28 protein-coding genes are annotated in these 24,397 nt (G+C 66.9%); 8 read left to right on the top strand and 20 right to left on the bottom strand.

Features of this window, described 5'->3' with window-relative positions:
* Positions 1 to 40: 40 nt before the first annotated feature.
* Positions 41 to 958: a LysR substrate-binding domain-containing protein gene (locus tag ACXJLH_RS18365; RefSeq protein WP_457445666.1), complete on the bottom strand. Its 918-nt coding sequence runs from the start codon at positions 956 to 958 to the stop codon at positions 41 to 43.
* Positions 959 to 1,008: 50 nt separating this feature from the next.
* Positions 1,009 to 1,785: a tetratricopeptide repeat protein gene (locus tag ACXJLH_RS18360; protein ID WP_457325409.1), complete on the bottom strand. Its 777-nt coding sequence runs from the start codon at positions 1,783 to 1,785 to the stop codon at positions 1,009 to 1,011.
* A gap of 244 nt (positions 1,786 to 2,029) precedes the next feature.
* Here ACXJLH_RS18360 and ACXJLH_RS18355 point away from each other — a divergent pair, with 244 nt between their 5' ends.
* Positions 2,030 to 2,386, top strand: coding sequence for an MmcQ/YjbR family DNA-binding protein (locus ACXJLH_RS18355; protein WP_457445665.1), 357 nt, complete (start codon positions 2,030 to 2,032; stop codon positions 2,384 to 2,386).
* Between the two features lie 55 nt (positions 2,387 to 2,441).
* Here the strand turns inward: ACXJLH_RS18355 and ACXJLH_RS18350 are convergent, their stop codons facing one another.
* From ACXJLH_RS18350 to ACXJLH_RS18325, 6 genes are all read right to left on the bottom strand, one after another.
* Entirely contained in the window at positions 2,442 to 2,891 is a 450-nt protein-coding gene (locus tag ACXJLH_RS18350) for a universal stress protein (RefSeq protein ID WP_056195544.1), read from the bottom strand.
* A gap of 195 nt (positions 2,892 to 3,086) precedes the next feature.
* On the bottom strand, positions 3,087 to 3,806 hold the full coding sequence (locus ACXJLH_RS18345) for a GntR family transcriptional regulator (RefSeq protein WP_457326532.1): 720 nt from the start codon (positions 3,804 to 3,806) through the stop codon (positions 3,087 to 3,089).
* 57 nt (positions 3,807 to 3,863) lie between these two features.
* Entirely contained in the window at positions 3,864 to 4,685 is an 822-nt protein-coding gene (locus ACXJLH_RS18340) for an ABC transporter ATP-binding protein (protein WP_457445664.1), read from the bottom strand.
* Positions 4,686 to 4,687: 2 nt separating this feature from the next.
* Entirely contained in the window at positions 4,688 to 5,512 is an 825-nt protein-coding gene (locus ACXJLH_RS18335) for an ABC transporter permease (protein WP_457324896.1), read from the bottom strand.
* A 4-nt stretch (positions 5,513 to 5,516) separates the two neighbouring features.
* A complete protein-coding gene (locus ACXJLH_RS18330; protein ID WP_457324895.1) occupies positions 5,517 to 6,503 on the bottom strand; it encodes an ABC transporter substrate-binding protein in 987 nt (328 codons plus the stop codon).
* A 49-nt stretch (positions 6,504 to 6,552) separates the two neighbouring features.
* On the bottom strand, positions 6,553 to 6,720 hold the full coding sequence (locus ACXJLH_RS18325) for a hypothetical protein (RefSeq protein WP_457324894.1): 168 nt from the start codon (positions 6,718 to 6,720) through the stop codon (positions 6,553 to 6,555).
* Positions 6,721 to 6,960: 240 nt separating this feature from the next.
* On the opposite strand from ACXJLH_RS18325, the gene ACXJLH_RS18320 reads away from it, so the two are divergent.
* Both ACXJLH_RS18320 and ACXJLH_RS18315 read left to right on the top strand, forming a co-directional pair.
* Positions 6,961 to 7,257 carry an autorepressor SdpR family transcription factor gene (locus ACXJLH_RS18320; RefSeq protein WP_056195558.1) on the top strand — a complete coding sequence of 99 codons (297 nt, stop codon included), beginning with the start codon at positions 6,961 to 6,963 and terminating at the stop codon, positions 7,255 to 7,257.
* Positions 7,254 to 7,631: a hypothetical protein gene (locus tag ACXJLH_RS18315; protein ID WP_457356398.1), complete on the top strand. Its 378-nt coding sequence runs from the start codon at positions 7,254 to 7,256 to the stop codon at positions 7,629 to 7,631. The genes ACXJLH_RS18320 and ACXJLH_RS18315 overlap by 4 nt, the downstream gene beginning before the upstream one ends.
* A 39-nt stretch (positions 7,632 to 7,670) precedes the next feature.
* Here ACXJLH_RS18315 and ACXJLH_RS18310 read toward each other — a convergent pair whose 3' ends face one another.
* The 4 genes from ACXJLH_RS18310 to ACXJLH_RS18295 form a co-directional block, all read right to left on the bottom strand.
* Complete coding sequence (locus tag ACXJLH_RS18310; RefSeq protein WP_457356399.1) at positions 7,671 to 8,039, bottom strand: VOC family protein; 369 nt, start codon at positions 8,037 to 8,039, stop codon at positions 7,671 to 7,673.
* Between the two features lie 267 nt (positions 8,040 to 8,306).
* A complete protein-coding gene (locus ACXJLH_RS18305; protein ID WP_056195565.1) occupies positions 8,307 to 8,636 on the bottom strand; it encodes a hypothetical protein in 330 nt (109 codons plus the stop codon).
* The gene (locus ACXJLH_RS18300; RefSeq protein ID WP_457324890.1) at positions 8,633 to 9,196 is read right to left on the bottom strand and encodes an RNA polymerase sigma factor; all 564 of its coding nucleotides are present in this window, start codon (positions 9,194 to 9,196) and stop codon (positions 8,633 to 8,635) included. Before ACXJLH_RS18300 ends, ACXJLH_RS18305 begins: the two co-directional genes overlap by 4 nt.
* Positions 9,193 to 9,603, bottom strand: a complete 411-nt coding sequence (locus ACXJLH_RS18295) for a DUF6249 domain-containing protein (RefSeq protein WP_457394472.1) — start codon at positions 9,601 to 9,603, stop codon at positions 9,193 to 9,195. Before ACXJLH_RS18295 ends, ACXJLH_RS18300 begins: the two co-directional genes overlap by 4 nt.
* Positions 9,604 to 9,855: 252 nt before the next feature.
* On the opposite strand from ACXJLH_RS18295, the gene ACXJLH_RS18290 reads away from it, so the two are divergent.
* On the top strand, positions 9,856 to 10,500 hold the full coding sequence (locus tag ACXJLH_RS18290) for a hypothetical protein (RefSeq protein WP_457445663.1): 645 nt from the start codon (positions 9,856 to 9,858) through the stop codon (positions 10,498 to 10,500).
* A 110-nt stretch (positions 10,501 to 10,610) separates the two neighbouring features.
* On the opposite strand, the gene ACXJLH_RS18285 is transcribed toward ACXJLH_RS18290, so the two are convergent.
* The 4 genes from ACXJLH_RS18285 to ACXJLH_RS18270 all read right to left on the bottom strand — a co-directional run bounded on the left by ACXJLH_RS18285 (position 10,611) and on the right by ACXJLH_RS18270 (position 15,307).
* Positions 10,611 to 11,195 carry a CAP domain-containing protein gene (locus tag ACXJLH_RS18285; RefSeq protein WP_457445662.1) on the bottom strand — a complete coding sequence of 195 codons (585 nt, stop codon included), beginning with the start codon at positions 11,193 to 11,195 and terminating at the stop codon, positions 10,611 to 10,613.
* 163 nt (positions 11,196 to 11,358) lie between these two features.
* Entirely contained in the window at positions 11,359 to 11,736 is a 378-nt protein-coding gene (locus tag ACXJLH_RS18280) for a VOC family protein (protein ID WP_457394463.1), read from the bottom strand.
* Positions 11,737 to 11,774: 38 nt separating this feature from the next.
* On the bottom strand, positions 11,775 to 14,105 hold the full coding sequence (locus ACXJLH_RS18275) for an ATP-dependent DNA helicase (protein WP_457445661.1): 2,331 nt from the start codon (positions 14,103 to 14,105) through the stop codon (positions 11,775 to 11,777).
* A complete protein-coding gene (locus tag ACXJLH_RS18270) occupies positions 14,102 to 15,307 on the bottom strand; it encodes a DNA polymerase Y family protein (protein WP_457356403.1) in 1,206 nt (401 codons plus the stop codon). The genes ACXJLH_RS18275 and ACXJLH_RS18270 overlap by 4 nt, the downstream gene beginning before the upstream one ends.
* Positions 15,308 to 15,386: 79 nt before the next feature.
* Here ACXJLH_RS18270 and ACXJLH_RS18265 point away from each other — a divergent pair, with 79 nt between their 5' ends.
* Both ACXJLH_RS18265 and ACXJLH_RS18260 read left to right on the top strand, forming a co-directional pair.
* The gene (locus tag ACXJLH_RS18265; RefSeq protein WP_457445660.1) at positions 15,387 to 16,769 is read left to right on the top strand and encodes a patatin-like phospholipase family protein; all 1,383 of its coding nucleotides are present in this window, start codon (positions 15,387 to 15,389) and stop codon (positions 16,767 to 16,769) included.
* A gap of 275 nt (positions 16,770 to 17,044) precedes the next feature.
* Positions 17,045 to 17,677 carry a PEP-CTERM sorting domain-containing protein gene (locus tag ACXJLH_RS18260; protein ID WP_457445659.1) on the top strand — a complete coding sequence of 211 codons (633 nt, stop codon included), beginning with the start codon at positions 17,045 to 17,047 and terminating at the stop codon, positions 17,675 to 17,677.
* 65 nt (positions 17,678 to 17,742) lie between these two features.
* Here the strand turns inward: ACXJLH_RS18260 and ACXJLH_RS18255 are convergent, their stop codons facing one another.
* The 4 genes from ACXJLH_RS18255 to ACXJLH_RS18240 form a co-directional block, all read right to left on the bottom strand.
* Positions 17,743 to 18,723, bottom strand: a complete 981-nt coding sequence (locus tag ACXJLH_RS18255; RefSeq protein ID WP_457445658.1) for an aldo/keto reductase — start codon at positions 18,721 to 18,723, stop codon at positions 17,743 to 17,745.
* Between the two features lie 82 nt (positions 18,724 to 18,805).
* The gene (locus ACXJLH_RS18250) at positions 18,806 to 20,473 is read right to left on the bottom strand and encodes a PhoH family protein (RefSeq protein ID WP_056195591.1); all 1,668 of its coding nucleotides are present in this window, start codon (positions 20,471 to 20,473) and stop codon (positions 18,806 to 18,808) included.
* Between the two features lie 196 nt (positions 20,474 to 20,669).
* On the bottom strand, positions 20,670 to 21,149 hold the full coding sequence (locus ACXJLH_RS18245) for a peroxiredoxin (RefSeq protein WP_056195593.1): 480 nt from the start codon (positions 21,147 to 21,149) through the stop codon (positions 20,670 to 20,672).
* A 143-nt stretch (positions 21,150 to 21,292) separates the two neighbouring features.
* A complete protein-coding gene (locus tag ACXJLH_RS18240) occupies positions 21,293 to 21,781 on the bottom strand; it encodes an Mth938-like domain-containing protein (protein ID WP_235531919.1) in 489 nt (162 codons plus the stop codon).
* 19 nt (positions 21,782 to 21,800) lie between these two features.
* On the opposite strand from ACXJLH_RS18240, the gene ACXJLH_RS18235 reads away from it, so the two are divergent.
* Positions 21,801 to 23,027 (top strand): pyridoxal phosphate-dependent aminotransferase, encoded by a 1,227-nt coding sequence (locus tag ACXJLH_RS18235; protein WP_457445657.1) that lies wholly within the window; start codon positions 21,801 to 21,803, stop codon positions 23,025 to 23,027.
* Positions 23,028 to 23,050: 23 nt separating this feature from the next.
* Positions 23,051 to 24,397, top strand: a complete 1,347-nt coding sequence (locus ACXJLH_RS18230; RefSeq protein WP_457391533.1) for a homoserine dehydrogenase — start codon at positions 23,051 to 23,053, stop codon at positions 24,395 to 24,397.

Below are 24,397 nucleotides of genomic sequence, written 5' to 3'. Positions count from 1 at the left end.
ATGCTAGGCCCGCACCGCACCGGTCGCCCCGGAAAAAAACTCAGCCGGGTCGAGAGGAGTTTTCCGCTTCGAGCGCGCGGCAATGCGCATGCAGCCACTCGGCGAAGGCCTCGGATGCCGGGCTGGCGCGGTGGCGAATGAGGCCGTAGTGGCGCTCGGCCGGCACGGTCAGCGCAAACGGCTGGACGAGGCGGCCTTCGGCCAGCTCGTGGCGGGCGAGGCTGAGCCGGGCCAGTGCCACGCCCTGGCCGGCCAGGGCCGCGGCCAGCGTCAGGCCCAGGTCGACGAAGCGCGGGCCTTCGTCCGGCTCGGGCACATCGCCCAGGCCGGCGGCGCGCAGCCAGGGCGCCCAGGGCTGCAGCGGCGTGCGCAGCAGCGGCAGGGCGAGCAGGTCGGCCGGCTCGCGCAGCGGTTCGTGGCGGGCCAGCAGGGCGGGCGCGGCCAGCGGCGTGAGGCGGTCGCGCAGCAGCACCTGGGCGGGCGCGATGTCGTCCGGCACGGCGCCGTGGCGGATCTCCAGGTCCGCCCCCGCGTCGCCCTCGGCCAGCAGCGGGACTGACAGCGTCAGCTCCAACTCCACTTCGGGGTGGGCTGCCGTGAAGCCGGGCAGGCCCGGCACCAGCAACTGGCGGGCGAAGGTGGGCGTGGACGTCACGCGCAGACGCTCGCGCTGCTGGCTGGCGCGCTGGTGCAGCGGCATGGCCTGCAGCAGGGCCAGGGCCTGGCGTACCTGGGGCAGGTACTCGTGGCCGGCGGAGGTCAGGGTCAGGCCCTTGGCGGGTTGACGCAGGAACAGGGGCTGGCCCAGCCGCTCCTCCAGCCCGGCCACGCGCTTGGCGACGGCGCTGGCCGTCAGCGCGAGTTCGGCGGCGGCGGCCTCGAAGCTGCCCGTGCGAGCCACGGCCTCGAAGGCGAGCAGAGCGTCGAGCGAGGGCAGGCGGATGGCGCGCGAGGACATGGGGTCATCCTACCCAGCCACCCCCGGAGCAGGCGAGGGGATGCGGTGCGTCAGAAGTTGATCGTCGTCGGCCCGGCGTCGCGCGACGGCCGGCGCAGGTATTGGCCCAAGGTGCCGGCCATCGCCGCCACGACACCCGCGGCCAGCCGCAGGGCTTGGGGCCTCGCAGCATTTGCGTGACCAAGCCTGGGTGTGTCGCCGGGCTGCGCGATGGCGTGCACCAGCGCCAACTCCTGCTGGCGCTCCTGCACGAGGAAGAACATGCGGTTCGGGTCGGCAAAGCGCTGCGCCAACGCGCGAACCGCCTTCAGCTCGTGGCTGCGTACCCGCACACCTTGCGGGCTCAAGGTGCAGCCCAGCGCACGGCTGCGCAGGTAGAGCGACTTGGCCGCCAGCCGGTCGGGCAGGCAGCCCACGCCGGCGTACAGGCAGTTGGCGAGGTTGAAGGTGGCCTCGGCGTGGCCCATGGCCGCCGCCGTCACGTAGGCCGACAGGCCCGCCGCCTCGTCGACCGGCCCGCCCCGGCCGGTCATCAGCGCCCGCCCGAGCTGGAAGCGCCCGATGGCGCTGCGCCGGGACGCGGCCTGCTCCAGCACCCGCCGCGCCTGCGCCGGGTCCGCGGCCATGCCCAGCCCTTCCAGCTGGCACAGCCCCAGCATGGCGAGCCCGTCCTTGTCGCCGCTGTCTGCCGCGGCACGGAACCAGCCCACCGCGCGCTCATAGTCCGGCGGGTTGGCATGGAACAGGGCCATGCCGTGCTGGAGTGGGTCTACGGGCTGCGCGTTGAGGGCCATGGGCGGGGTCGGCCCCAGGTTGAGGATATTCATGCAGCAGGCGGGCGTTGGAGGTCGATATTGCGACCTGGTTTGGGCGGCCCGAGCGGTGCTCAGGCGCCCGGCAAGGCGTATCCCTGAATTGTTGGTGGGCCGGGCAGCAGGGCAGGGCTGCGCGGCGTGCAGTAATGCTGCAAATTGCCGCAAACCGAGGCGCTCGGCGAGAATTTCAAGGCTTCAGCGGCGGGCCGGCCACCCTGCGCCGGCCGCCACCACAACGCGAACTCCGCCCGACACCATGAGCTTTTCAGCCCTCGCCAAATACGCCATGGAACTGCCTGGCGCCACGCAGGACATCAAATGGGGCGCCGACTGGGTGGCCAGCGTCGGCGGCAAGATGTTCTTCGTCGGCGGGCCACACCCCGGCAAGTGGACGCATTGCAGCTTCAAGGTCGACGAGCACCGCTTCCTGGAGCTGACCGGTGTGCCCGGCATCGCGCCCGCACCTTACGCGGCGCGGTATCACTGGGTGGCGGTGGAGGATGCGAAGGCGCTGCCCTTGTCGGAACTCAAGGCACTGGTGAAGCGCTCGCATGAGCTGGTGGCTGCCAAGCTGCCGAAGAAGCTGCGGCTGAGCCTCGGCCTGGCCGAGTAGGTCCGGGCCGAGAGCGTGCACCGCGTGACTCGCGCATTGGGCGCCAGCGAAACGCTCAGCTGGATTGGGCGCGCCACACCAGAACGGGCACTTCGGTGTGTGCAAGCACGCGCTGGGTCTCGCTACCGAGCAGCAGCCCGGTCAAGCCCTTGCGGCCATGCGAAGCCATCACGATCAGGTCGCACTGCAGGCGCTTGGCGACACTGCAGATGGCGTCATGGGGATGGTCGTTCTGTTCCATCAAGGTCTCGCAGGGCACCTTCGCTTCGTTCGCCACGCCGCTGACAAACTTGAGGTAAAGGTCCGCGTGGGCCCGCACGTCTGTCGCGAACTGATCGCGCGAACCCTCCAACTCAGACGCTCGATAGGTCAGCACATGGAAGGCAGGCGTGGCGTAGAACGCCGTCACCCGCGCGCCGGAAAGCCTTGCCAACTCGACGCCATGAAAGACCGCTTGCTCGGAGAACCGAGACCCATCGGTCGGAAGCAGGATGTGCTTGAACATGATGCACCTCTGGCTAGAAGCCGGGCACTCGCACGTCAGAGCAGGCCTAGCATCACCTGCCCAGGTGACCCGACCGGACCCGGCTTGCGGGCAGGTCGTCTGCGACGATAGTACGCCGCGGCGGGCAACTTGGGTGGGCTCTTCGGTATCTTGGCTGACCCTTTGCGGTGGGTCTTGATCACGTGCTGTCCCGCACTACGCGCTCTTGGACCGCTCCCGCGCCTCGTGCAGCGTCGCCAGCGTGATCTTGCGCACCTCGGCCTTGCTCTGTTCGACATGGCTGCGCAGCAGCAACTGGGCCTGCTCGACCTTGCGCTGCATGACTGCGCGCAGGATCTTGGCGTGCTCAGCGTAGGTCGCCTCGATGCGGTGGCCGCGCGTGAAATCCAGGTGGCGAATGATGCGGATCTGCTCCGTCACGTCCCAGTGCACACGGGCCATCTCGGCATTGCCGGCGGCGCGTACCAGCGTGGCGTGGAAGGCCTCGTCCAGCATGCCCACCTCGCGGGCATCACTCAGCCGCTCGGCGGCGGGGACCAGCCAGATGTCCTTCAACGATTCCAGCTCCGGCGGCGGCGTGCCGGTGTGCGTGCACAGCCGCGCCACGGCGGCCAGCTCCAGGACGACGCGCAGGTCGTAGAGCTGCTCCAACCTGCCGAAATCGATCGGCCGCACGGACCATCCCGACTTGGCCTCGACGTCGAGAAAGCCCTCGTTACGCAACTTGAAAAGCGCTTCCCGCACCGGCGTGCGGCTGACGCCCAGGCGCTGGCCCAGTTCCGCCTCCGAGAAGCGGTCGCCCGGTACGAGCTGGAAGTCGTTCAGCTCGGCCTTGAGCCGGGCGTAGACCTGCTCGGCCAGATTGGGACGGCCGGCACGCGGGGCGCTGGCAGAAGAGTCGACGATGGCCCGCATGCCGGCGATCTTAGCCAGCGGGCGCGGTGAGCAAGCTCTTCTGCTCAGCGAGCATGTTCAACGCCGCACCTCGCGCTGGAAGATCTCCAGGCTCTGCTTCTTGGCCGTGATGAAGCTCGGCTCCGACAAAGTGGCCACCGTGCGCGGCCGCGGGTCCTCGTACTTCAGGATCTCGGCCACCCGGGTGGGCCGCTTGGTCAGCAGCAGCACCTCGTCGGCAAGGTACACAGCCTCCTCCAGGTCGTGCGAGACCAGCATCATGGTCGTGCCCGTCTGCATAAAGACTTCCTGCAGCTTCTCGCGGATGAACAGCGTCATCTCGAAGTCCAGCGCCGAGAAGGGCTCGTCGAGGAACAGCACCTCGGGGCCGGGCGCCAGCGCCCGCATGATGGACGCCGTCTGCTGCTGGCCGCCCGATAGCTCATACGGGTAGCGGTTCAGGTCGAACTTGACGTCGAAGCTCTCCACCAGCTCGGCCATGCGGCGGTCCACCGCGGCCTTGCTGCGGCCTTCCATCTTCAGCGGGTAGGCGATGTTGTCGATGGTGCGCATCCACGGGAACATCGCCTCGCGGTAGTTCTGGAACACGTAGCCGATCTTGGTGTCCTTGAGGCTCTTGCCGTCGAACAGGATCTGGCCCGAGTCGATGGGGATGAGCCCCGCGATCATGTTGATCAGCGTGCTCTTGCCGCAGCCGTTGGGGCCGAATACGGAGACGATCTTGTGCTTGGGGATGTCGAGGTTGAAGTCCTCGTACAGCGGCCAGCCGGCGAAGTATTTCGTCAGCCCGCGGATGGTGATGTGGGTGCCGGCGGGACCGGGCTGGAAGGCGCGCACCGGGATGTCGGCGACGACGGGCGCGTTCAGGACTGCGTTCATGCTTACCTCCCACTCCAATGGACGATCTTGCGTTCCAGCACCAGGAACAGAATGTTGAGCACATAGCCCAGGATGCCCGCGGCCAGGATGGCGGCGTACATGGTCTTCACGTTCAGCACTTGCTGCGCGTCGATGATGCGGTGGCCCAGGCCGTTGTCCGAGCCGATGAACATCTCGGCCACGACGACGATCACCAGCGCCATCGACACGGCAGAGCGCAGGCCCACGAAGCTGGGCTGCAGGCTTTCCCACACCAGCACGTCCTTGAAGATCTGCCAGCGCGACGCGCCCATCACCTTGGCCGCCATGACGCGCTGCTTGCGCGCGTTGATGACACCGTAGGCGCTGTTGAACACCACGATCAGCAGCGCGCCGAAGGCGGCGATGGCGATCTTGTTGATGTCCGACACGCCGAAGATCAGCAGGAACAGCGGGATCAGCGCCGACGACGGCGTCGAGCGGAAGAAGTCGATCAGGAACTCGACGCTGCGGTAGGCGCGCTCGTTGCTGCCCAGCAGCACGCCCAGCGGCACGCCGATGACGGCGGCGATCAAAAAGGCCTGCACCGTGCGCCACACCGTGGTGGCGAAGTCCAGCAGCAGCGGCCCGCCGGCCAGGCCGACGACGAGCGTCTGCAGTGTGGCCAGCGGCGGCGGCAGCAGGATGGGCCGGATCAGGCCGAGGCGCACGACCAGATCCCAGATGATGAACAGCAGCAGTGGGCCGATGAAGGGCAGCAGCTTGGCGACGTTGAAACGCGGCAGGCGCACGGCGGGTTGGCCGTCGGCTTTCTGCCAGGGCGGCGTGGCGGCAGGAGCTTGTTCCATGGCTTCAGGCCTTGTAGATAAGGGTCGTGACGTCGAGCTTCTTCTCGAACACGCCCTTCTCGGTGAACAGGTCGAAGAACTTCTGGAAGGCCGCCACGTCGCTCGGTGTGAACTCGTTGTAGAGCATGTAGGAGGCCAGCGGCACCTCGCCGGTGAGCGGGCCTTCGATGGCCGTGTAGCCCTTCAGGAAGTTGCGCGCCTGGGCTGGGTCCTTGCGCACGAGGTCGATGCCGCGGGCATAGGCGGCGATGTATTTCTTCGTCTCGGCCGGGTGCTTCTTGATGAACTCGGTCGTCAGCGTGGCCGAGCCGCCGTGCCAGGGCGCCAGCGGGTCGCCGAGGATGTACTTGGCGATGACGCCGGCCTCCAGCACGCGCGTCGTGCCATTGAGCCGGCCCACTGTGCCCGTGGGCTCCAGCGTGTAGACGGCATCCACCTGGCCGGCCGCTAGCGCGGCCACATGCTGGCCGATGGGCAGCTCCGTCACCGTCGTGCCCGGCGCGCCGGCGCGTTCCAGCACGGCCATTGCCAGCGTCTTGTTCTGGATGCCGGGGCCGCTGGCCACGCGCTTGCCCTTCAGCTCGGCCAGCGTCTTGACGGGGCTGTCCTTGGGCACGAGGAACTGGTCGAGCACGTACTTCTGGTTGCTCGGGTTGGTGGCGATGATCTTGAAGAGGCCGGGCGAAGCAATCTCGCCCACGCCCAGGTTGCCCGAGCCGGTGCCGTTGGAGCTGCCGTCGCAGCGGCCTGCCAGCATGGCCTCCATCACCTGCTGGGCGCCGGCGAACTTGAGCGCCTCGACGTCCAGCCCCGCTTCCTTGAAGTAACCCTTCTCCACCGCTGCATAGAACGGCAGCCCGGCCGCCACCGGCCAGTAGCCGATGCGGATCTTGGGCGTTTGCGCGCGCACCAGCGCGGGCGCTCCCAGCGTGGCCACGGCGGCGGCCGCGCCCAGCAAGGTGCGGCGCTGGGGTTTGAACGAATCGGTCATGGTCGGCTCCTTGGGTGATTGAGAGGGGGAGGCAAGAAGGGGTGAGGCTTCAGGCGGGATGCGGTTCGGCCATGCAGGCCCGCCAGCCTTCGCCGAGCATGGCCAGGTCGTGCGGGCCGATGAGGCCGGCAAGCGCGCCCGGCAACTCACGGGGCGGCGCGCCGTACAGATAGGCCTGGTGCCAGTCTCCAAGGGTCAGAAGGCTTCGCTTGTTCATGGTGCACATGCTGGTATACCAATCGGTACGCCAGCATCAAGCGTGCCAGTTTGCGGCGCGCCTGCCTCTGCGCAGGTTCTGCATGTGGTGTACCGGGCGTCGCTCGGTCTGCCGCTTTCTGGCAGTCCTCCTTCAAGCCTTCGCGGCTGAGATCGCGTGCCTCGCCGTGGGGCGTTGATGCACCAGTCGGCGGTGCGGGGCGCCCTTGACACGTTTCGATGATTAGCTAATCATCAAGCCATGAACAAGGTCTTCAAAGCCCTTTCCGACCCCACCCGTCGCCAGGTGCTGCAGCTCCTGAGGCAGGGCCCCTTGAGCGCCGGTGAGCTGAGTGACCAGTTCCATGTCTCCAAGCCCACGATGTCGGCGCACTTCACCGTGCTGAAGGAGGCCGACCTCGTACACGCCGAGAAGGCGGGCAAGTCCGTCCTGTATCACCTGAAGCTGTCCGTGCTCGAAGAAGCGTTGCTGGGCTTCGTCCATTCGTTCAGCCCGAGCGCCGACGCGCCGGAACCCAAGAAGGAGATTGCGCGATGAAAGCTGATCTGATTGCAGGCCTTGCTTGGGGCGGCGGCATCGTCGCCGTGGCGTTGGGCATGACCTGGGCGCGCAAGCTGGGCTATGCGGACGGCGAAAACGTCACCCGGGTGGTCATCGCCATGAACGGGCTCATGATTGCCTGGTATGGCAACCGCATGCCCAAGCGCTTCTTCCCGAGCGAACTGGCCCGCAAGGTCAACCGGCTTGGGGGCTGGTCCATCACGATCAGCGGGCTTGTCTATGTGGCGCTGTGGGCCTTCGCTCCGATCCCCGTGGCAGTCGCCGCGGGTTCCGCCTCAGTCCTGGCGGGGGTGGCTGTGCCGCTGGTCTATTGCCTGTCGCAGCGGGACAAGTTCAAGAGCGCGACGTGAGCGGGGTGATCTGCCTGCAAGCGCACTCGAACCCACGCCTCAGCCCACCGTCCGATGGCTCACCTCCACCAGGATCCCGCCGGGCGCGTGGCAATAGAACATCAGGCTGCCGCGCATCACGCGCGGAGGCTGCGCGAGTTCGATGCCTGCATCCAGCATCCGTGCGTGCGCGCTCATGACGGCCTGCTCGGAAGCGAGCAGAAAACCGATGTGAAAGGTCTTCGGATACATCGGCTCGGTGGCATCTTTCGCCCGGGTGAGGACGAGCACGAAGCCGCCTTCACCATCGAGGATCGCCATGCCGTCGTTGCCTTTGATCTGGCGCAACGTGAAGCCGAAGGCGGCCTCGAAAAAGGCGGTGGCTGCGGTCACATCAGGCACTGAGAGATCGAGGTGGTTGAGTTGCATTGATTTGTCCTTTGAGTCAAATGGACTCGACCGGATCACAACGCGAAGCACCGTCGGCACCCGCTTTGCCACACAGACGAGCCCGCAGCGCGAAAGGCGCTGAGGTTCGTCGTGGGTTCTCATGCAATGCATGGAGCAGAGCTCTCGTCAGAGAGGGGTCGGGCTTACCGAAAAACCGACCCTGCCTTTTTCGACGTCGCCAGTGTAGCCATAGGCTCTTGGCATGGCGCGACGGTTTCGTCAGCCACCCTCAGTGGCCGTAGTGCGTCAGCCCCGGCTCCAACGGCTGGGGATCGCCCAGAAGATCAGCAGCCCTATCAGCGATACGGCCGCCAGCACATGCGGCGTATCGAGCGGCCGGTTCCCATCAGCAAGCAACGCAGCGGCACCGCAGGCCGCGATGCTGATCGCCACCCATTGCGCCCGCCTGACCCAACGCGCCCAGCGGCGCTGCTGCGATGAAACTCCTTTGGGCGCCAGCGCCGCCATCACCCGCAGGCTGAAGCCAGCGTCATCGGGCTCGGTGCCGTTCTGCATCTGCTCCCGCAGCACGTCATCAAAAGAAGCGTCGTTGTCGTGGTTCGTGGAAATCGTCATGGCGTGGGCTCCCATGCTTGCAGTTGCGCGCGCAGCTTGGCCTTTGCGCGCAGCACTTGTGTCTTGACCGTGCCGAGCGGCCAGCCCAGCACCAGCGCCGCTTCGGCGTGGCTGAGGTCGGCGCCGTAGCAGAGCAGGAGCGCGTGGCGCTGGGGCTCGCTGAGATCGGCCATGGCGCGGTCGAGGTCGATGCGCCAGTCGGCGCCGGGGGCGAAGTCGCTGTGTGCGCCCAGCTCCGGCGGTGCGTCGTCCACCAAAGGCAAAGCCGGCCGTTCGGCCGACAGCGCGGAATAGGCCAGCCGCGTGAGCCAGGTGCGAAAGCGCGCCTCGCCGCGGAACTTGGGCAGGGCGCGCCAGGCACGCACGAAGGCTTCCTGGGCCAGGTCGTCGGCACGGCCTTGGTCGCCGCGGCAGACGCGGCCGAGCAGCTTGCGCAGATAGCCCTGGTGGGCCTGCACGAGGGCGGCGAAGGCCGCGCGGTCACCGGCGGCGGCACGGGCAACCAGGCGATCCTCTTGCAGGACCGCTTCGGTCGGCGCGGCGGGAACGCCGGAGGTCACGGCTGGGGCGGTTGCTGCTTGCGTTCAACGGCCCAGTACACCGCCAGGCCCAGCCCCAGGAACAGCGGAATCAGGCCGATGCTCCAGAGCCAGGCGCCCGGCATCATGGCGTTGAACATGCCCATCAGGCCCAGGCCGACGCCGATGTTGATGACCGCAGGCACGAGGATGCGGTTGGGGTTGGCCTGGTCGCGCTTGGCGCGGTGCCAGTCGCTGTCCTGCACGTCGCCCAGCAGCTCGGGCGGGATGGGCTGGCCGGCGCGGGCCAACTCGCGGATGGTCTCGTGGCGCTGGCGCTCGGTGTGAGCCTTGCCCAGGTAGTGGGCCACGATGGCGACGATGGGAATCAGCAGCGACAGGATCGGGATCATCAGCGGGCTGATTTCCTGAAAGCGGTCGAAGAACATGGGCGGGCTCCAGGGAAACGGGTGGATGGTGCTTCCTTGGAGCGCCCGGCCGTGGCGTTTGGATTCAGCGAGCGAAAGAAAAAGCACTGTCGCACCCCCTCAAGTTGAGGGTTTTTGAATGTCAAAGAAATTTACACCCCTAGATCAAACTAGGGATATGAGCTCGCTAAGCTATTGATTTTTAAGAAATACTGCGGCCTGGCACGGCCGTTGCATTGTGGGGATCATTGAAATTTCTTGAGGAGATCCGCCATGAAGTTGGCTTCTTTCGCAGCTGCAATCCTGACGGCTTCCCTTTGCAGCCTGGCCAACGCGGGCATCGTCTTCACGTTCACCGAATCCGGCGCCAACGTGGTGATGAACTCCTCCGGCACCATTGACACCAGCAAGCTGGTGCTTCAGCAGGGCGTGTCTGGCTGGGGCGGCACCGGTATCGAGGAGAACGGCAACCACGACATCATTGGCGGCACGGCCGTCGGCGGCGTGAACATGTCCTTCGGTTTCCACGCCGGCACCGCTTTCTCGGCCTGGTCCGCTGCGAGCGGTCCCTGGGCCCAATCCAGCTTCAACACGACGGTCGACGCTGGTCACAAGGGCTTCACCACCTACGTTCGCCCCGTCAGCACCCAGCTTCCGGGCATCGGTATCGAGCGCGAAGACCTGGAAGGCACGTTCTGGTCGCCCGATCAAGCCTGGACTTTCCACAACGCCTCGTTCGCCTCCCTGCAGATGTTTGCCGGCACCTACACCGTGACCGACGCGCAGACCGGTGAGTTCATCACCTTCCAGATCGGCGCCGCCGGCAATCAGTTGCCCGAGCCCGACGCGGCGGCCCTGGTCGGCCTCGCCCTGCTGGGCGCATACGCTGCCCGTCGCGCCAAGGCAAAGAAGGCCTGACCCCTCGGTTCGGTCAACGAGCCACGAAGGCGAGTCGCAATGACTCGCCTTCGTGGCTTTTTTCGTTGTTGGTTGACCGACTCAACGATCCGGCCCCGCGAGTCCGGAACCTATCGCGGCGTGCCGAAGTCCTGCGTCCAGTAGCTGCGGTAGGTGGTGCTGGCGTTGCCCGCCACGCAGGCCACGCCGATGTCGCGGAAGGTCGCGTTCATCAGGTTGGCGCAATGACCATCGCTCTTCATCCAGCCGTCCACCACCTCGGCCACGCTGGACTGGCCGGCGGCGATGTTCTCGCCCAGGCTGCTCCAAACATAGCCGGCGGCGGTCGCGCGGGTGCCGAGGGTGCTGCCGTCGCTGCCGGTGTGGCTGAAGAAGTTGTGCGTGACCATGTCGTCGCTGTGCGCCACGGCGGCCTGGGTCAGCGCGGCGTTCCAGGTCAGATCAGGTGCCGGGCCGAAGGCGCCCTGCGCGCCACAGGTGGCGCCGCTGCGGCGCCGGGCGTTGACGGCCGCCAGCATGTCGTCCTGGAAGTTGGCGAGATCGCAGGTGATGCGCGTTCCGGCGATCGGTGGTGCTGGCGCCGGGGCCGGCGCCGGCGCAGGAGCAGGAGCAGGAGCAGGGGGCGTTGTCGGCGTGGTGGTGGCTGAGTCGGAGCCGCCACCGCCGCAGCCGGCCAGCGAAACCAGGGTCGCCACGGCGAGAGGCGCCAGGCGGGACGCTCTCGCGCGGGTGGGTGAGGGTGGCGGCGCAAGGAAGTGGCTCATAGGCCCGCAGCGTGGCACGCCCTGGCCTGGCGCCGGTTACCGGGTGCAGCCCGCGAGAGCCGGCTCGCAACATCCCTACACAAAGACGGCGATATCAGGCCTTGGGAGCGTGGCAGACCGCTTCGATGTTGTGGCCGTCCGGGTCGATGACGAAGGCGGCGTAGTAGTTCGCGTGGTACTTCGGACGCAGGCCCGGCGCGCCGTTGTCGGCGGCGCCGGCGTCCAGCGCCGCGCGGTAGAACGCATCGACCTGCTGGCGTGTCTGCGCCATGAAGGCGAGGTGCAGATGGGCCGGCTTCTCGTGGGTCTCGAACAGGCACAGGCTGGTCACCTGGCCCTCGATGACGAGCTCGATGCCGTAGCTCGGCTCGCCTTCCGCACCCGCCGTGACGCCGAGCGGCGCCAGCGCCTTGAGATAGAAGGCCTTGCTCGCGGCGAAGTCGCTGACGCCGAACTTGACGTGGTCAAACATGAGTTCTCCTTTGATCGCGCAATCTGACCAGGCTGCCGCTACAGCTGCCACCAGCCCGGCAACAAGGCCCGCACTTCGGGTCGGGCATAGCGCTTGTCCAGCAGCCACACCCAGCCGCGGTCGTCCACGGAGCGCAGCACGCGGCCGGCGGCCTGCACGACTTTCTGCATGCCGGGCACAAGGTCGGCATAGCCGTGGTCGGCGCCGAACAGGGTGTCCAGGCGCTCGCGCACCTGGTCCTGCAGCGGTGACACCGGCGGCAGGCCGAGGGTGGCGATGAAGGCGCCGATCAGCCGCGTGCCGGGCAGGTCCACGCCCTCGGCGAAGGCGCCGCCCAGCACGGCGAAGCCGATGCCGCGGCCGCCCTCCACGAAGCGGTCCAGAAAGGCGCGCCGTGCCGCGTCGCCCATGGCGCGCGACTGGTTCCACTGCGTGACCCGTGGGTGCCGCTGTGCCAGCCGCGCCGAGGCCTTGTCGAGGTAGTCGAAGCTGCTGAAGAAGGCGAGATAGTTGCCGGGGTGGTCGGTGAACTGCTGGGCGAGCAGGTCCACCAGCGCGTCCAGCGATGCATTGCGATGCTCGTAGCGCGTGGATAGGCGATGGGCGACCTGCACGGTCAGGTGCTCGGGCGGGAAGGGCGCGGGCACGTCGATCCAGGCGGTGTCCTCGGGCATGCCAAGCAGCTGGCGTTGGTAGTTGGGCGGCCCGAGCGTGGCCGAGAACAGCGTGACGCTGCTGAGCCCCTCGAAGCGCTCCTTCAGGAAGTGCCCTGGCACGACGTTGCGCACCGACAGCAGCACGTCGCGACCGTCGTTGGGATCGTCCTCGTCGTCGTCTTCCAGCAGCGAGAGGTTCCGTGGCGCGTCCAGCGCCGGCTTGGGGTCCCCCGGAGCGGCGCTGCGCTGCAGGTCGCAAATCGAATGGGCATCGAAACGGTCCAGCAGGCGCTGCAGGCCCAGCACCTCGAAATAGAACTGCAGCATGGCCCCGACGTCGAGCGGGTGGTTCTGTACGTGGTCGCCCAGGGCGACGTTGACGCGTTGCAGGGCCTCGGCGAGGGCGTCGGGCACCGTGTCCAGCGCCTGGTAGTCGCCTTGCTGGCGGCGGCTCAGCGTGGCCAGTTCCTTGGCCAGCCGGCGCAGCGGCGGGCGCAGGCTGGCCGGCGCTTCGGCAATGACCTCGCGCACGCGCGCCAGGCTGAGGCTGACGCTGTACATGTCGCGCGTGCGGTCGACGAGGTTGTGGGCCTCGTCCACCAGCAGGGCGAGCTTCCAGCCCTGAGCCTGGGAGAGGCCGTAGAGCTGGCCATAGGGGTCGAAGGCGTGGTGTACGTCGCCGACGACGACGTCGGCCCAGCGCAGCAGCTCCTGGCCGAGGTAGTAGGGGCAGACGTCATGCTGCAGTGCGATGCGGCGCTGGGCGGCGGGGTCCAGCCAGGCCGTCTGCACGGCCTCGGCGCGGGCGGCGGGCAGCTTGTCGTAGAAGCCGTTGGCCAGCGGGCAGGCGTCGCCATGGCAGGCCTTGGTGGGGTGCTCGCAGGCCTGCTCCTTGGCCACCAGCGTCAGCACGCGCAGCGATTTCGTCGGCGTGTGTTCTCGCAGCGCATGCAGGGCCTCCAGCGCGGTGATGCGGCCGGTGCCCTTGCAGGTCATGTAGCCGATCTTGTCGAGCTGCTGAAGCGGCATGGCGCGCAGCAGCGGGTACAGCGTGCCCAGGGTCTTGCCGATGCCGGTGGGTGCCTGGGCCAGGAGGCAGCGGCCGTTGGCGGCCACGCGGTAGACGGCCTCGGCGAGCAGGCGCTGACCGGGGCGCAGTTCGCCCTTGGGGAAGGGCAGGGCGCTCAGGTCGGCGTCGCGTGCTTTGCGGTGCTCCGCCTCCTGTCGTGCCCAGGCCTCGAACTGCCGGCAGCGCAACTCGAAGGCGGCTTGCAGCTCGCTGGCCGTCACCTTCTCGCGCAGCACGGTCTCGTTTTGCGTGTCGGCATCGACGTAGACGAGGGCCAGCTCCAGCTCGGTCAGGCCGCGGTCGGCGGCAATCAGCGCGCCATAGGTTTGCAGCTGGGCCCAGTGCAGGGCGCGGCGGTTGTCGGGAATGGCCTCGACGGGGCCGCGGATGGTCTTGATCTCCTCCAGCCGGTTCACGTCGGCCTCGTAGCCGTCGGCCCGGCCGCGTACGCGCAGGTTGCCGTGGACGGCCTCCAGCGGCAGCTCGGTCTCGTAGCCCGGCGAACGGCGCGCCAGCACGGCCATCTGGCCGGCCTGGCCCTCCAGCGCCGTGGCCGAGGGCGTGAAGCGGCGGTCCAGGCTGCCGCGCTTGGCAGTGAACTCGCACAGGCTGCGTACCGAGACGCTGTAGCTCCAGTCGCTCAAAACAAGCTCAGGTTGTCGAGCGTGGGCAGAGGCTCTGCTCGCGCTGGCGCCGGGGGCGGCACCTCGCTTGCATGCACGAGGTTGCCGATGCGCACGCCCATCAGCCGCAGGCGCTTGTCGAACGTGACGCGCTTGAGGCACAAGCCCACGGCATGGCGGATGTCGGCGGCGCTGGTGATGGCGGCCTTCAACGTCTGGTCGCGCGTGACAGTGACGAAGCCCTCGAAGCGCAGCTTGATGCCCACCGTCTTGCCAGCGTAGTGCTTGCGGGCCAGATCGCGCGACAGGCTCTCGCACAGCTCGTCCATGATGCCGCCGAGCAGGGCACGGTCGTGCACGGCGCTCAGGTCGCGCTCGAAGGTGGTCTCGCGGCTGATGGACACGGGCTCACTGTGCGTGACGACGGGCCGCGAATCGCGACCATGCGAGGCGGCGTGCAGCCACTGGCCGTAGCTTTCGCCGAACTGCTCGACCAGCCAGGCCGGGTCGGCGGCGGCGATGTCGCCGACAGTTTCCAGGCCGAGCTTGACGAGCTTCTCGCCCGCCTTGGGGCCGATGCCGTTGATCTTGCGCACGCCCAGGGGCCAGACGCGTGTGGGGATGTCGTCCAGCGTCAGCACGCTGATGCCGTCGGGCTTGTCCAGCTCACTGGCTATTTTTGAGAGCAGCTTGTTGGGTGTGACGCCGATGGAGCAGGTCAGGCCGGTGGCGCGGCCCACCGAGTTTTTGATCTCGCGGGCCACCGCCTTCACGCCGCCCAGCGGGTCGTGGCCGACGGCGTCGCGCACGCCAGGCACGTCGCTCAGGTCGATGTAGATCTCGTCGATGCCACGGTCCTCGATGACCGGTGCGACTTCGGCGACGGCGGCCTTGAAGAGGCGCGAGTACTTGCGGTAGCTGTCGAAGTCGGCCGGCAGCAGGATGGCGTCGGGCGCGCGCAGGGCGGCTTTCATCAGGCCCATGGCCGAGAACACGCCGAGGTCCCGCGCGGCGTAGGTGGACGTCGTGACGACGCCGCGGCCGGTGTAGTCGCGCAGTTTGGAGTAGCGCCAGCTGCCGTCTTCCAGCTGCTGCGGCGCATCCGCCCGCCGGCCACCGATGACGACCGCCTGGCCCTTGAGCTGCGGATAGCGCAGCAGCTCGACGGACGCATAGAAGGCGTCCATGTCGAGGTGGGCGATCCAGCGGTCGGGCTGTTGCATGGCCTGGATTGTCACTGGGAATAAAGACAGGGTCTGGCAGCATCGGCAGAATGCCCCGACCTTGATGGAAAGACGCTCCATGCGCGCCCTGCTGCTGCTTTGCACCTGCCTGCTGCTGGCCGCCTGCGCCAGTGCCCCGATGAACCCGCCGCGCAACAAGCCGGTGGCCGTGCAGACCGTGCAGCGCGCACCCATGCCGCTGGATGCCGATACCGTCGTCGCGCTGAGTTTCTCGGGTGGTGGCCTGCGTGCGGCGGCGTTTTCCTACGGCGTGCTGGAGGGACTGCGCGAGCAGGCGTCGACGCCAGGGCGCACGCTGCTGGATGAGGTCAGCTTCATCACCAGCGTGTCGGGTGGCTCGCTGACGTCGGCCTACTTCGGCCTGCACGGCGCCGAGGGCCTGCGTGAGTTCCGCGACAAGGTGCTGCTGCGCGACGGCGAAGCCAACCTGCGCTTCAGCCTGCTCAACCCCAACAACCTGCGGCGTCTGTTTGCCGGTGGCCTGAACGATCGCAGCGACTTCAACGACTGGCTGGAGAACGATGTCTTCAAGGGCGCGACATTCGCCGACATGTTCAAGCGCTCGCGGCCCGTGGTGTGGATCAGCGCCAGCAATGTGCAGTACCGGCTGGCCTTTCCCTTCCATGAGCGTGCCTTCGATGCGCTGTGCAGTGACCTGGCGAGTTATCCGGTCTCCGAGGCGGTGGCGGCGTCGATGGCGGTGCCGCTGCTCTTCGCGCCTGTGGTGCTGGAGCGCTTTCCCGATGCCTGCCAGGTGCAAATGCCGCCGGGCCTGGCGGTGCGCCGGGACGAGCGCGACGACCAGTACCGGCTGCGGCTGGCGCTAGCGCGGTTGTTCCGCGACAACGCCGACCCCAAGGCGGGCCGCTATCTGAAGCTCGTCGACGGTGGACTGACCGACAACCTCGGCCTGGTGGCCATCCTGCAAAGCCGCGTGCTGCTGAACACGCCCTATGGCCCCATCCCCGAGCAGGACGCGGCGACGATGCGCCGCCTGCTTTTCATCGTCGTCGATGCTGGCCAGGGCCCGAGCGCGGACTGGGCCCGCGAGGTGGCCGGCCCCTCGGGCATGGAGATCGCATCCGGCGCCGTCGACACGGCCATCGAGAGCACCATGCGCATGAGCTATGCGAGCTTTGTGCCCATGGTGCGCAACTGGGAGCGCGACCTGGTGACCTATCGCTGCAGTCTCAGCGACGAACGCAAGGCCGCGCTGCGGGCGCTGAACCCGGAATGGCATTGCGAGGACATCAAGTTCAGCGTCACCCAGATCAGCTTTGCTGATTTGCCCGAGACCGAGGAGCAGGCACTGAACGCGATTCCGACGCGGCTCAAGCTGCCCGCGGAGCAGATCGACAGGCTGATCAATGCTGGACGCCAGGCGACGGCCCAGGATGCCGGCGTGAAACGATTCTCGAAAGCCGTTCAGCGCGGCGACTGATCGTTAACCGGATATCTGATCGGCATTGGGTGGCAATCTCCTGACGGGTCATTTCAGCGCAATGGCCTAACCCTAGGGTTTGCCGCATGTCGAGGGAATTTCCACCTTCAACCGTGGGGGCATTTCAAGGTTGCCTGCGGTACTCGTCCTACTGGACCGTCCTACAAGCGGTGAGGCGTTGGCATGGTTGATGCGCTAGGGATTGTGCGTCGCCCCAAAGCGTGTCGTTGCGTCAACAGGGCCTGCAAAACATTGCCCACACTGGAGACAAACAGATGATCAAGAAGATGCTTGCCACGGCGGCTTTCGCCGGCCTGGCCCCGCTCTCGGCGCATGCCGCCTTGACGATGTTGACGGCGGCGGATGGTTGGCCGCCTGCGGGCAGCAGCGGCCTGGAGACCGTGCAGTTCGCCGCTGTGGAGGCCAGCGGTGTGAAGGTCGCCATCGGCGCCCATGCGTACAAGAACAGCGCCTTCCTGGCCAATGACGGCGTGCGTAACTTCCAGGCGCAAGGTGGCGTCTACCTGCCAGACGGCAAGAACTACGCGAACTGGAGCTTCGACTTCGCCTACGACATTCGGGGCTGCCAGGGCTGCAAGATCTGGCTGGGCATCGACACCGACAGCAGCGCCGCCGTCAGCTACACCGACATCGACCTGCTGACCGCGGGCCTGCCGACGTTTTTGGGCGAGTCGTGGAACCTGGAGATGTCCTTCCTGACGACACCGGGCTTCAACTTCAACCCGTATGCGGCCAGCTCGACGGACTTCCGCCTCTTCGTCACCGATGCGGCCGGCGCCACCCTTGCGACCACCGACATCACCGTCAATGTGCCCGAGCCGGCGTCGATGGCCCTGGTGGGCATCGCACTGGCAGGCTTGGCGGCAGGTCGCCGTCGCCGTGTCTGATCTCTCGCAGGGAAAACGAAGCAGCGGCCCTCGGGCCGCTTTTTTTCATGTGACGTGAAGGCGGCTCACCACAGGCCGTGCACCTGCGGTGCAATGCGGCGCTGGTAGAGGTCGGCCAGCGACTGCATCAGCGGCGCAGGCAGGGCATCGAGGTCGGCGGCGCTGACGTTCTCATCCACCTGCGCGGGCGTGCGGCCGCCGGGGATGGCGGTCGTGATGGCTTCGTTCATCAGGATCCATCGCAACGCGAGGCGGGCCATGCTGATGCCAGGCGGCAGCAGCGCACGCAGCTCTTCGACGGCGGCCAGGCCCTGTTCATAGTCGACGCCCGAGAAGGTCTCGCCCTTGTCGAAGGCCTCGCCCTGGCGGTTGAAGCCACGGTGGTCGTCTGCACCGAAGCGGCTGTCGCGCGTGAACTTGCCGCTCAGCATGCCGCTGGACAGTGGCAGCCGCGCCAGCACGCCAACCTGCGCCGCCTGGGCCGCAGGCAGGAAGGCTTCGGCGGGCCGCTGGCGGAACAGGTTGTAGATGATCTGCACCGACTGCACGCCGGGAAACTTCAGCGCGGCCAGGGCCTCGTCGATACGCTCGACGCTGACGCCGTAGTGGCGTAGCTTGCCTTCGCGCACCAGGTCGTCCAGTGCGGCGAAGACCTCGGGCATGGCGTAGACGGCGCTGGGCGGGCAGTGCAGCTGCAGCAGGTCCAGGCTGTCGGTCCCGAGGTTCTTCAGGCTGCGCTCGATGAAGGGCCGCAGATCGCGGTAGCCCTCGGCGATGTGCGGGTTCAGGCGCCGGCCGGCCTTGGTGGCGATGTAGAAGGCTTCACCGGGGCGCTCGCGCTTGAGGCGGGCCAGCAGGCGCTCGCTGTGGCCATCGCCGTAGACGTCGGCGGTGTCGAAGAAGTTCACACCGCGGTCCAGCGCCCGATGCAGGGCCGCCATCGCGGCGCTGTCGTCCGTATGGCCCCAGGTGCCGCCGATGGCCCAGGCGCCGAAGCCGATGGCAGAGATGTTCCAGCCAGTGCGGCCGAGGGAGCGGTAGATCATGGGAATGCCAGACAGTGGATGCGAAATGGTATCGCAACCATTTGATGGGAAAGAAACGGCCCCACGAAGGGGCCGCATCGGTTCAAAGAACTTCGGAAGCGAAATCCGCCAACCGCGAGCGCTCGCCGCGGGCCAGCGTCACGTGGCCGCTGTGGGCCCAGCCCTTGAAGCGGTCGACCGCAAACGTCAGGCCTGAGCTGCCTTCGGTCAGGTAGGGCGTGTCGATCTGCGCCAGGTTGCCCAGGCAGACGATTTTGGTGCCCGGTCCGGCGCGCGTGATCAAGGTCTTCATCTGTTTGGGCGTCAGGTTCTGGGCCTCGTCGATGATGACGAACTTGTTCAAGAAGGTGCGCCCACGCATGAAGTTCAGGCTTTTGATCTTGATCTTGCTGCGCACCAGGTCATTGGTGGCGGCACGGCCCCATTCGCCGGCGGTGGAGCCACCCTTGGCCAGCACCTCGAGGTTGTCGTCCAGGGCGCCCATCCAGGGGCCCATCTTTTCTTCCTCGGTGCCCGGCAGGAAGCCGATGTCCTCGCCCACGGGCACGGTCACGCGGGTGACGATGATCTCGCTGTAGCGGCGGTCATCGAAAACCTGGGCGAGCGCGGCGGCCAGCGTCATCAGCGTCTTGCCGGTGCCGGCGGTGCCGGTCAGCGTGATGAAGTCGCATTCCGGGTCCATCAGCAGGTTCAGCGCGAAGTTCTGCTCGCGGTTGCGCGACGTCACGCCCCAGACGGCGTGCTTCTGATTGCCGTAGTCCTTCAGCGTGCGCAGCACGGCCGTCTTGCCGGTGATCTCGGTGACCTTGGCGTACAGGGGCGTCTCGCCGGGCGCCTCCAGGTAGACCAGCTCGTTGATCAGCAGCGTGGGCACGAGCGGGCCGCTGATGCGGTAGTAGGTCGTGCCGCCCTGCTGCCAGCTCTCCATGGTCTTGCCATGGCGGTCCCAGAAATCCGAGGGCAGCGCCTGGACGCCGGTGTAGAGCAGGTCGGAGTCTTCCAGCGTCTTGTCGTTGCGGTAGTCCTCCGCCGGCAGGCCCAGGGCGCGGGCCTTGATGCGCATGTTGATGTCCTTGGACACCAGCACCACTTCGCGGCCGGGGTGCAGGCCTTTCAGCGCCTGGACGACGCCCAGGATCTGGTTGTCCGCCTTGCCCTGGGGCAGGCCTTGCGGCAGCGGCGCATCGATCAGCTCGGTCTGGAAGAAGAGCTTGCCTTCGGCTTCGCGGTGGCCCGTGCCGGCCAGGGCCAGGCCCTTGGCCATCTCCTCGATGCCGCTGGTCTTCAGGCTGGCGGCGAGCTGGTCCAGTTCGCGGCTGACCTGGCGCACGTTGCGGGCGACCTCGGTCATGCCCTTCTTGTGGCCGTCCAGCTCCTCGAGCGTGATCATGGGCAGGAAGACGTCGTGCTCCTCGAAGCGGAACAGCGACATCGGGTCGTGCATCAGCACATTGGTGTCGAGCACGAAGAGCTTGGCGGCGCCGGCGGGTTTTCGCGTGCGTTTGGGCGCGGCGGCTCTGGCCGGCGCCTTGCTGGCTGTTTTTATGGGCAGTCCCGGCCTGGCGGCAGCGGGGCTGGAGGTGGGGGTGGGAAGCCGCAGCACTTCGGCTGTCGGCACCGCGACCGGAGCGGCGGCGGGCGCGACGACGACGGGAGGCGTCGCGCGAGGTTTGCTGGGGGTCAGAGTGGCCGAATAAGCAGAGGCATCGAGGCGGCTGGCGCGTTGTGCAGGAGGCTTAGGCAGTGGCATTTACGGCGGATGGGCGACAAGTGAACCCCACGCGATCCAGGCTCCAGAAAGCAAAAAGCCGCACAGGATGAGTGCGGCTTTGCAGTCTGTGACAAGGATTCGACCCGGGGCATGAGCTGATTATGCACATACCGCGGGGGCCCGCGATGTCAGCAAACAACGCGTTTTTCGCGCGTCATGTGGCGCCTTGTGCGGCTTAGGCGGCTTCCTTCTTGAGGCCCTTCACGGCCTTCAGCACCTCGTCGACGTGGCCGGCGACCTTGATGCCGCGCCATTCGCCCACCAGGATGCCGTTCGGGGCGATCAGGAAGGTCGAGCGCTCGATGCCCTTGACCTTCTTGCCGTACATGATCTTGTTCTTGACCACGCCGAACATGTGGCAGAGCTTTTCTTCCGTGTCGGCGATCAGCTCGAAGGGCAGCTCCAGGGCCTGCTTGAACTTCTCGTGCGAAGCCATGTTGTCGCGCGAAACACCGAGCACCACCGCGCCGGCCTTCACGAAGTCCTTGTGGCGGTCGCGGAATTGCATCGCCTCGGTGGTACAACCGGGCGTGTTGTCCTTCGGGTAGAAATACAGCACGACCGACTTGCCCAGGAAGGCATTGGCAGTGAACTTCACGCCGCCGGTGGCTTGAGCCTCAATTTCCGGCAGGGGTTTGTTGAGCGCAGGCGTCATTGGGGGGTGCAGCAGGAGTTGTGCTCACGGGGTCCCCGGTTCGTGATCGCTCTGTGAAGCCTTTCACAAAAACAATCTACGCGGGCGCCCGCAAGCAATAGCCCGTGATTATAAAGCCTCCCCGGTCTCCCGACCGGCGGAGGTCATCCCTCAATGAGCAATGCTGCCAGAACGTTGCGGCCTTCACTGGCAAGCACGTTGTAAGTGCGGCAAGCGGCTGCGTTGTCCATGACTTCGAAGCCGATGCGCGCTTCAACCAGTCCACGCCACAGGGCCGGGCTCGGGAAACGCAACCGGGCGCCGCTGCCGAAGACGACCAGTTCGGGGTTCAAGGCCTTGATCGCTTCGAAATGTGCAGGCTGAAGTTCCTCGAAGCGCGAAGGCGCCCAGGCGGCCACGTCGCCTTTCCAGGGGACCAGGACACTCGCCGTGTGCGGCCGGCCGTTGACCCAGACGCCCTGGGCGTCATGGCGCGAAATGCTGTTGCCGCCTTGCGGCTCGTCAAGCTGGAACTTCATCGGGAAAAGGTGCGAAAAGCCGGGCGCGAGTGTCGCGCAGAACGGCAGGCCGCATGCCCGGGCCTTGCTTAAACTCCAAGATCCCCCTTTTTGCACCTTCTTGCACTGCAGCATTGCTGCGCCGGAGCCCCTTTTGAAGCCCATCGCCAAGTCCAGCAAGCTCGCCAGCGTCAGCTATGACATCCGCGGCCCCGTGCTGGACAAGGCGCGCCAGATGGAGGAAGAGGGCCAGAAGATCATCAAGCTGAACATCGGCAACACGGCGGTGTTCGGCCTGACGCCGCCGGACGAGATCGTGCAGGACATGATCCGCAACCTCGGCGACGCCGGCGGCTACACCGACAGCAAGGGCCTGTTCGCGCCGCGCAAGGCGGTGGTGCACTACACGCAGCAGCAGGGCGTCAAGGGTGTGACGGTGGACGATGTCTACCTGGGCAACGGCGCCTCCGAGCTGATCCAGATGGCGATCAACGCCCTGGTCAACGATGGTGACGAGATCCTGATCCCGGCGCCCGATTTCCCGCTCTACACCGCCGTCGTCGGCTTGTCGGGCGGCAGGCCGGTGCACTACCGCTGTGACGAGGGCGCCGGCTGGCTGCCCGACCTGGCCGACATCGAGGCCAAGATCAGCCCGCGCACCCGCGGCATCATGGTCTGCAACCCGAACAATCCGACCGGCGCGCTGTATCCGGACGACCTGCTGCTGGGCATCATTGAACTGGCCCGCAAGTACCAACTCGTCATCTTTGCCGACGAGATCTACGACAAGACGCTTTACGACGGCAACACGCACACCAGCATGGCGTCCCTGGCCGACGACGTGCTCTTCATCACCTTCAACGGCCTGTCCAAGAACTACCGTGCCTGCGGCTACCGTGCCGGCTGGCTGATCGTCAGCGGCGAGAAGCGCCATGCCCGCGACTACATCGAGGGCCTGAACATGCTGGCGTCCCTCCGCCTGTGCTCCAACACGCCGGGTCAATTGGCGATCCAGACGGCCCTGGGCGGCTACCAAAGCATCAAGGACCTGGTCGCGCCGACCGGGCGCCTGTGCCACCAGCGCGACCTGGCCTATGAGCTGCTGACGCAGATCCCGGGCGTCAGCGTCGTCAAGCCCAAAGCGGCCCTCTACATGTTCCCGAGGCTGGACCCCAAGGTCTATCCAATAGCCGACGACCAGCAGTTCGCCTACGAGCTGCTCGCCGAGGAGAAGGTGCTGATCGTCCAGGGCACCGGTTTCAATTGGCCCGAGCATGACCACTTCCGCCTCGTCTTTTTGCCCAATGTGGATGATCTGCGTGAGGCCATTGGCCGCATCGACCGTTTCCTGGCCGGCTACCGCCGCCGCCACACTTCCTGATTTCCTGTCCTGAGAGCCCTGCGATGAAAGCGATTCAAGTTGGCCTGATCGGCCTCGGCACCGTCGGTGCCGGCACCTTCCACGTCTTGCAGCGCAACCAGGCCGAGATTCGCGGCCGCGCCGGCCGGGGCATCGAGATCGCGATGGTGTCCGCCCGCAACGCCGAGCGCGCCAAGGCCTATCAGGCCATCGTCGGTGACGGCGTGCCCTGCGTCGGCGACGCGCAGCAGCTCGTCAACAACCCGGCCATCGACATCGTCGTCGAGCTGATCGGCGGCATCGAGCCGGCCCGCAGCCTCGTGCTGCAGGCGATTGCCAACGGCAAGCATGTCGTCACAGCCAACAAGGCCCTGCTGGCCCTGCATGGCACGGAGATCTTCGAGGCCGCCCGCGAGAAGGGCGTCGTTGTCGCCTTCGAGGCAGCCGTGGCTGGCGGCATCCCCATCATCAAGGCGCTGCGCGAAGGCCTGACGGCCAACCGCATCGAGTGGATCGCCGGCATCATCAACGGCACCACCAACTTCATCCTGTCGGAGATGCGCGGCAAGGGCCTGGACTTCGCCACCGTGCTGAAGGAAGCGCAACGCCTGGGCTATGCCGAGAGCGACCCGACCTTCGACATCGAAGGCGTGGACGCCGCCCACAAGCTGACCCTGATGAGCGCCATCGCCTTCGGCGTGCCGGTGCAGTTCGACAAGGCCCACGTCGAGGGCATCAGCAGCCTGCAGGCCACCGACATCAAGTACGCCGAGCAGCTCGGCTACCGCATCAAGCTCTTGGGCATCACGCGCCGCCGCATGGATGGAAATGGGGTCCCTGCCGGGACCAGCGGCATCGAACTGCGCGTGCATCCCACGCTGATTCCGTCCAGCCGCCTGATTGCCAATGTCGAAGGCGCGATGAATGCCGTCGTCGTGCAGGCCGATGCCGTCGGCACGACGCTGTACTACGGCAAGGGCGCGGGCGCCGAGCCGACCGCGTCGGCCGTCGTCGCCGACCTGGTGGACGTGACCCGGCTGCACACGGCCGATCCCGACCACCGCGTGCCGCACCTGGCCTTCCAGCCCGACGCGATGAGCGACACACCCATCCTCGAGATGGCCGACGTGCACACCGCCTTCTATCTGCGCCTCGTGGTGGCCGACCAGCCCGGCGTGCTGTCGCGCATCACCACCATCCTGGCCGAGCACGACATCTCCATCGATGCCGTGCTGCAGCGCGAGTCGGGCGAAGGCGAGCGCCAGACCGACCTCATCATCCTGACCCACGACACGGTGGAAGGCCGCATGAACGAAGCCCTGGCCAAGATGCAGGGCCTGCCGACCGTGCTCGCTCCCATCGTCCGCATCCGCAAGGAAGAACTGGCCTGA

Source organism: Roseateles sp. P5_E4, from assembly GCF_054049255.1.
This window is presented reverse-complemented; position numbering and strand designations above follow the sequence as displayed.

Coding starts and splice junctions, on each gene's coding strand:
- ACXJLH_RS18365 (WP_457445666.1), bottom strand. CDS start 958: ATGTCCTCGCGCGCCATCCGCCTGCCCTCGCTCGACGCTCTGCTCGCC.
- ACXJLH_RS18340 (WP_457445664.1), bottom strand. CDS start 4,685: ATGAACGCAGTCCTGAACGCGCCCGTCGTCGCCGACATCCCGGTGCGC.
- ACXJLH_RS18335 (WP_457324896.1), bottom strand. CDS start 5,512: ATGGAACAAGCTCCTGCCGCCACGCCGCCCTGGCAGAAAGCCGACGGC.
- ACXJLH_RS18305 (WP_056195565.1), bottom strand. CDS start 8,636: ATGACGATTTCCACGAACCACGACAACGACGCTTCTTTTGATGACGTG.
- ACXJLH_RS18310 (WP_457356399.1), bottom strand. CDS start 8,039: ATGCAACTCAACCACCTCGATCTCTCAGTGCCTGATGTGACCGCAGCC.
- ACXJLH_RS18360 (WP_457325409.1), bottom strand. CDS start 1,785: ATGAATATCCTCAACCTGGGGCCGACCCCGCCCATGGCCCTCAACGCG.
- ACXJLH_RS18255 (WP_457445658.1), bottom strand. CDS start 18,723: ATGATCTACCGCTCCCTCGGCCGCACTGGCTGGAACATCTCTGCCATC.
- ACXJLH_RS18265 (WP_457445660.1), top strand. CDS start 15,387: ATGCGCGCCCTGCTGCTGCTTTGCACCTGCCTGCTGCTGGCCGCCTGC.
- ACXJLH_RS18350 (WP_056195544.1), bottom strand. CDS start 2,891: ATGTTCAAGCACATCCTGCTTCCGACCGATGGGTCTCGGTTCTCCGAG.
- ACXJLH_RS18320 (WP_056195558.1), top strand. CDS start 6,961: ATGAACAAGGTCTTCAAAGCCCTTTCCGACCCCACCCGTCGCCAGGTG.
- ACXJLH_RS18355 (WP_457445665.1), top strand. CDS start 2,030: ATGAGCTTTTCAGCCCTCGCCAAATACGCCATGGAACTGCCTGGCGCC.
- ACXJLH_RS18270 (WP_457356403.1), bottom strand. CDS start 15,307: ATGCAACAGCCCGACCGCTGGATCGCCCACCTCGACATGGACGCCTTC.
- ACXJLH_RS18280 (WP_457394463.1), bottom strand. CDS start 11,736: ATGTTTGACCACGTCAAGTTCGGCGTCAGCGACTTCGCCGCGAGCAAG.
- ACXJLH_RS18230 (WP_457391533.1), top strand. CDS start 23,051: ATGAAAGCGATTCAAGTTGGCCTGATCGGCCTCGGCACCGTCGGTGCC.
- ACXJLH_RS18345 (WP_457326532.1), bottom strand. CDS start 3,806: ATGCGGGCCATCGTCGACTCTTCTGCCAGCGCCCCGCGTGCCGGCCGT.
- ACXJLH_RS18315 (WP_457356398.1), top strand. CDS start 7,254: ATGAAAGCTGATCTGATTGCAGGCCTTGCTTGGGGCGGCGGCATCGTC.
- ACXJLH_RS18290 (WP_457445663.1), top strand. CDS start 9,856: ATGAAGTTGGCTTCTTTCGCAGCTGCAATCCTGACGGCTTCCCTTTGC.
- ACXJLH_RS18325 (WP_457324894.1), bottom strand. CDS start 6,720: ATGAACAAGCGAAGCCTTCTGACCCTTGGAGACTGGCACCAGGCCTAT.
- ACXJLH_RS18260 (WP_457445659.1), top strand. CDS start 17,045: ATGATCAAGAAGATGCTTGCCACGGCGGCTTTCGCCGGCCTGGCCCCG.
- ACXJLH_RS18245 (WP_056195593.1), bottom strand. CDS start 21,149: ATGACGCCTGCGCTCAACAAACCCCTGCCGGAAATTGAGGCTCAAGCC.
- ACXJLH_RS18250 (WP_056195591.1), bottom strand. CDS start 20,473: ATGCCACTGCCTAAGCCTCCTGCACAACGCGCCAGCCGCCTCGATGCC.
- ACXJLH_RS18330 (WP_457324895.1), bottom strand. CDS start 6,503: ATGACCGATTCGTTCAAACCCCAGCGCCGCACCTTGCTGGGCGCGGCC.
- ACXJLH_RS18240 (WP_235531919.1), bottom strand. CDS start 21,781: ATGCTGCAGTGCAAGAAGGTGCAAAAAGGGGGATCTTGGAGTTTAAGC.
- ACXJLH_RS18295 (WP_457394472.1), bottom strand. CDS start 9,603: ATGTTCTTCGACCGCTTTCAGGAAATCAGCCCGCTGATGATCCCGATC.